Origin of the sequence: Sediminibacterium salmoneum NBRC 103935 (assembly GCF_000511175.1) — a bacterium.
Taxonomy (GTDB): domain Bacteria; phylum Bacteroidota; class Bacteroidia; order Chitinophagales; family Chitinophagaceae; genus Sediminibacterium; species Sediminibacterium salmoneum.
The window spans coordinates 751,327-755,972 of the sequence record NZ_KI866530.1 but is presented as its reverse complement, the minus strand read 5'-3'; the positions used below and the strand labels follow the sequence as shown (position 1 = coordinate 755,972).

Here is a 4,646-nt window from a genome sequence, read left to right as displayed (position 1 = left end):
AACAAATACACCTGCCAGCACCAATAAAACAATTCCCAGAGTACCTGAAATAATTTCTTTATAATACGATCCCGCAACTACTGCTGCTATAAGGATGCGAATTGTTTTATCAGCAGAACCCATATTCTTTTTCATATAATAAGTTTTCCTGAATTTACATATAATTTTAAATATTGCATTGTAATATTTGTAAGGTTATGCTGACTCATATTTAAATTTTTGTTCAATGAAATGGATGATAGGGGTTTTGATTGTGTTGTTCAGCATGAATGCATCTGCACAGTCATCGGGCAGTAGTTTATTATGGGAAATCAGCGGAAATGGACTTGCAAAACCATCTTATCTCTATGGCACATTTCATATGCTATGTGCTAATGACTATGCCATAAGTGAAACCATCAGGCAAAAACTGCTAAGCACCCAACAGCTATACCTTGAAGTTGATATTACAAAGCCTGGCGTACAACAGGAACTCATGACACAAATGAAGTTTTCTGAATCCTCATTGGATAAAGAATTGGGAACCGATTTTCAACAGGTTGACCAGGCTTTTCAAGCAATAACAGGTATTTCGCTGAATCTGTTTAAACAATTCAAGCCATTTGTTAGTATGAGCATGCTAACCCTGAAGACACTGGATTGTCCCGACAAAATTCAACCGGAATCTATTTTATCCGGTATTGCCAAAAATGCCAATTTAGGTATTGAGGGATTAGAATCGGTTGCCGATCACGTGGCCGCTGTTAACGCCCAGCCTTTAGACAGTCAGCTACTTGCGCTTAAGAAAATGGTAGAGCAATTTGATATTTCAAAAAAGGAAATGAAAGAACTGGTAAGGGTTTATCAACTGAATCATACCGACAGCATTTATGCCTACATGAAAAACCAATCTATGTCGAATGATTTTGAACAGCATATGCTTATCAAAAGGAACAGAAACTGGATTCCAAAAATGGTTTCCGCCTTTCATCAATCCCCAGCTTTCTTTGCAGTGGGCGCAGGTCATTTAGGTGGTCCGGAAGGTGTTCTGGCTTTGCTTAGAGAAAAAGGTTACCAACTTAAACCTTTAGCACTTTAATCTCATGAGCGTATCAGAAAAGGAATTCCTGCATCAATTAAATGAGCACCAGAAAATCATACACAAAGTGTGCAATTTATATATGCAATTCCCGGAAGATAAGGAAGACCTGTTTCAGGAAGTAACATTACAAGCCTGGAAAGCATATCATAAATTCAGAGGTGAAGCTAAATTCTCAACCTGGCTGTATCGAGTTGCCTTAAATACAGCAATTACCTTTTTCAGAAAAGAAAAGCGACAATCATTTATAGATTCCGTTTCAGAAATACCAGACAAACAGGTTTATTCTGATAAAGAACAAATTGAGGAACAAACCCGGGCCATGTATCTGGCAATCGGAGAACTATCCAGAATTGACAAAGCCATTGTGATGCTCTATCTGGAGGATTACAGCTATGCAGAAATCAGCGATATTATTGGCATCACTGCAAACAATATTGCTGTAAAAAATGAACAGAATCAAAGGCAAACTCAGAGAAGCTACATTAAAAAAAATCGAAACCGTTTAAATGAAAAATCATGGAACTAGATGAACTGAAAGGACAATTGAATCAGCAGCTGCTAAGTGGTTTCTCAAATAAACCTGAAAACAAACTGGCAGAATTGTTGAAAGGCAAGGCCTGTTCCTTATTGTGCAAAATAAAAAAGAGTATTTTGTTTGAAATAGCTTGTTGTGTTATAGGTATAATAGGATTCGCTTCCATTTCAATTATTTACCATGAAACGGCCATTCGTGTATATTTCAGCATCTTTGGAATTATTTTTATCCCTTTTATTTGGGTGCTGTGGTATTTATTTAAAAAGATAGTAGCTTTTGAAAACCTGGTACTTCCGGTAAAAACAAATCTGAAAGAATTAATAGACCTGCTAAGCCTTTTTGCCAAGCGCTATTTTCAATTTAATATGGCTTTATTACCGGTGTGCTTTTTTCTTGCAATGGCCCTGGGATATCAACAAAAAGAGCCCATTGAGGGGCTCGAACAAATATTCCAGAAGTTAAAAGGATTAACGCATTTTTACGCTGTTATCATCATCATTAAAATTGCTGCTATACTGATTGGCTTGGTATATTTTACCAAATGGTATATTAAAAAATTATATGGCAATTATATACAGCAATTAAAGCAGCTACTGGCAGAATTAAAAGAATAATAACTTGATTATTCTGCACATCCGGTTTTCCTTCGCGTATCAATTAGATATTGAATCCTCCATTTATCATTGTTACGTACCAGTTGAAATGAGTTTACTCCACAATGACTGAAATCTGCCCTGCGGTAAAATTTATAAGGAGTCCAAACGGTTGCAAGAGGGCCATCTATCTTTACCATTTCAAAAACAATTCTTTCATCTGCCAGGCCCTTGGGCATATTGGAAACCTGCTTAACAAAAGCAGATACAGAATCGGTTCTTACTATTAGCTTACCTTCCTTGTTGGCAGTGATGGTTTGCATAATTGCATTATCTGCAAAACAATCCTGCAACATGGCCCCGTCTGCCTCTATCATGGCAAAAAACATTTTGCGAATCGTTGCTTTCACAGAATCCTCAGCAGATTGGGCATTCACTGAAAATGACAATGCACACAAAACGAAAAACAGGAAAAACTTTTTCATACGATGAGTTGTAAAGTCAATAATAAAAGATATCCTAATAAATTTATAGGTAACCAAGAATCTTAAGCATACTCTGCGCTGTCTGTTCCTTCGCATACACCCAATCAATCAGCTTGCCATTCTTGTCGTATTCTACAATTACGTGCTTGGGAGAAGGAATAAGACAATGTTTAATTCCGCCATAACCACTGATCTGATCCTGATATGCTCCTGTATGGAAAAAGCCTACATACAATGGTTCTTTGTTAGATTCTTCCTCTTTTTTGTCGGTGGTTGTTAATTTAGGGAGAAACACTTCGTTAATATGTTCTTCAGAGTCGTAATAATCGTGACTGTCGCAGGTAATTCCGCCTAATACCACGCGGTGGTATTCGTTGTCCCATTTATTTACAGGCAACATCAGGAATTTCTCTCCTATTCCCCATGTATCTGGTAAAGTGGTGATAAAGGAAGAGTCAATCATATACCAGCACTCACGGTCATTCTGAATTTTCTGACCAATTACACTATAAATATGAGCCATGCTCTCTCCAACAGTGTAGCTGCCAAACTCGGTATATAAATTTGGCATGGGCACTTTTGCCTTCTTGCAGGCCTTTTTAATATTCCCTACTATCTCATTAATCATGAACTGATAATCGTACTCGAATCCAAGAGAATGTTTAATTGGGAAACCTCCTCCAATATTAATTGAATCCAGCTCAGGACAAATCTTTTTTAACTGACAATACAGGTTAATGATTTTGTTTAACTCACTCCAGTAATAGATATCATCCTTAATACCCTTATTTAAAAAAATATGAAGCATTTTCAACTGAAACTTGTCTTCGTATCCTTCAATTTCATCTACATAAAACTCCAGAATATCTTTGGCTCTGATGCCTAAACGGGATGTATAAAAAGGAAAATTGGGTTCCTCTTCCGCCGCCACTCTTATTCCCAATGAAAAAGGAGTACTGCTTCTTACACTTCTTTTATACGCTTGTAGTTCTTCTTTATTATCCAGAATGGGAACTACATTTTTAAAACCTGAATTAATTAGTTTGGCAATCCGGGAAGTATATTGCTTTTGCTTATACCCATTACAGATAATAAAGGTTTCCTTATTTATTTTTCTACGCTGGTAAAGGCGATTGATAATTTCAATGTCGTAAGCATAGGAGGTTTCCAGGTGAATATTATGCTTCAGTGCTTCCTCTACAATAAAAGAAAAATGAGAACTCTTGGTGCAGTAACAATAAAAATACTGCCCTTCATACTTATGCTTTTTAAAAGCATTCGCAAACATGTTTTTGGCCTTATTGATCTGCATACCTATTTTAGGTAAGTACGTCAGTTTCAGCGGAGTACCGTGTTTATCAATCAATTTCTTGATATCTACTCCATTGAATTCTAAATATCCATTGTCACTAACTTCAAAACCTTCTTGGGGGAAGTGGAATGTCTGGTTTACCAGAGACGTATAGGTATTGTTCATCAGCCGAAATTTCCTTTTAAATGAGAATGTAAAAATAGTCCTTGTTGCGGATAATGAAAATAAAAAAAGCCGGATGCAGTGGCAACCGGCTTTACAATTTTATCTGCTCAATTATTTAACTGAAGCAATAAGGGCTTTGAAAGAAGCTGGTTCGTTCATAGCTAAATCAGCTAATACTTTACGGTTCAAATCGATGCCTTTAACAGACAACTTATTGATGAACTGACTGTAAGTCATTCCTTCTTCTCTTACAGCAGCATTGATACGCGCAATCCACAATTGACGGTATTCGCGCTTTTTCAATTTACGACCTACATAGCTGTAGGTAAGACCCTTTTCTACAATATTTTGGCTACGGTATAAACGTTTTTACGTTTACCATAATATCCTTTGGCTTGGTCAAGAATTTTCTTTCTCCTTGCTCTTGATGCAACTGCATTTTTTGAACGTGGCATACTAAATGTTTTGAAGTTAG

6 protein-coding genes and 1 pseudogene are annotated in these 4,646 nt (G+C 36.7%); 3 read left to right on the top strand and 4 right to left on the bottom strand.

Translation table 11 applies throughout. The features are described from left to right. Nucleotides 1-123: pseudogene (locus tag P767_RS18090) on the bottom strand (DUF2892 domain-containing protein); the annotation flags it as partial. A gap of 103 nt (nt 124-226) precedes the next feature. On the opposite strand from P767_RS18090, the gene P767_RS0103705 reads away from it, so the two are divergent. From P767_RS0103705 to P767_RS0103695, 3 genes are read left to right on the top strand one after another with little or no spacing between them, the layout of a single operon-like run. Beyond that, nucleotides 227-1,078: a TraB/GumN family protein gene (locus P767_RS0103705; RefSeq protein WP_026763451.1), complete on the top strand. Its 852-nt coding sequence runs from the start codon at nt 227-229 to the stop codon at nt 1,076-1,078. Nucleotides 1,079-1,082: 4 nt separating this feature from the next. Then, nucleotides 1,083-1,607 (top strand): RNA polymerase sigma factor, encoded by a 525-nt coding sequence (locus tag P767_RS15685; RefSeq protein WP_071840035.1) that lies wholly within the window; start codon nt 1,083-1,085, stop codon nt 1,605-1,607. Beyond that, the gene (locus tag P767_RS0103695) at nt 1,598-2,230 is read left to right on the top strand and encodes a hypothetical protein (RefSeq protein WP_026763450.1); all 633 of its coding nucleotides are present in this window, start codon (nt 1,598-1,600) and stop codon (nt 2,228-2,230) included. Before P767_RS15685 ends, P767_RS0103695 begins: the two co-directional genes overlap by 10 nt. Before the next feature lie 8 nt (nt 2,231-2,238). Here P767_RS0103695 and P767_RS0103690 read toward each other — a convergent pair whose 3' ends face one another. The 3 genes from P767_RS0103690 to rplT all read right to left on the bottom strand — a co-directional run bounded on the left by P767_RS0103690 (nt 2,239) and on the right by rplT (nt 4,474). Then, nucleotides 2,239-2,694 carry a nuclear transport factor 2 family protein gene (locus tag P767_RS0103690; protein WP_026763449.1) on the bottom strand — a complete coding sequence of 152 codons (456 nt, stop codon included), beginning with the start codon at nt 2,692-2,694 and terminating at the stop codon, nt 2,239-2,241. A gap of 43 nt (nt 2,695-2,737) precedes the next feature. After that, nucleotides 2,738-4,171, bottom strand: a complete 1,434-nt coding sequence (locus tag P767_RS0103685; RefSeq protein ID WP_026763448.1) for a type III PLP-dependent enzyme domain-containing protein — start codon at nt 4,169-4,171, stop codon at nt 2,738-2,740. A 111-nt stretch (nt 4,172-4,282) separates the two neighbouring features. Continuing rightward, nucleotides 4,283-4,474: a 50S ribosomal protein L20 gene (gene rplT / locus P767_RS19200; RefSeq protein ID WP_327247251.1), complete on the bottom strand. Its 192-nt coding sequence runs from the start codon at nt 4,472-4,474 to the stop codon at nt 4,283-4,285. Nucleotides 4,475-4,646 lie beyond the last annotated feature (172 nt).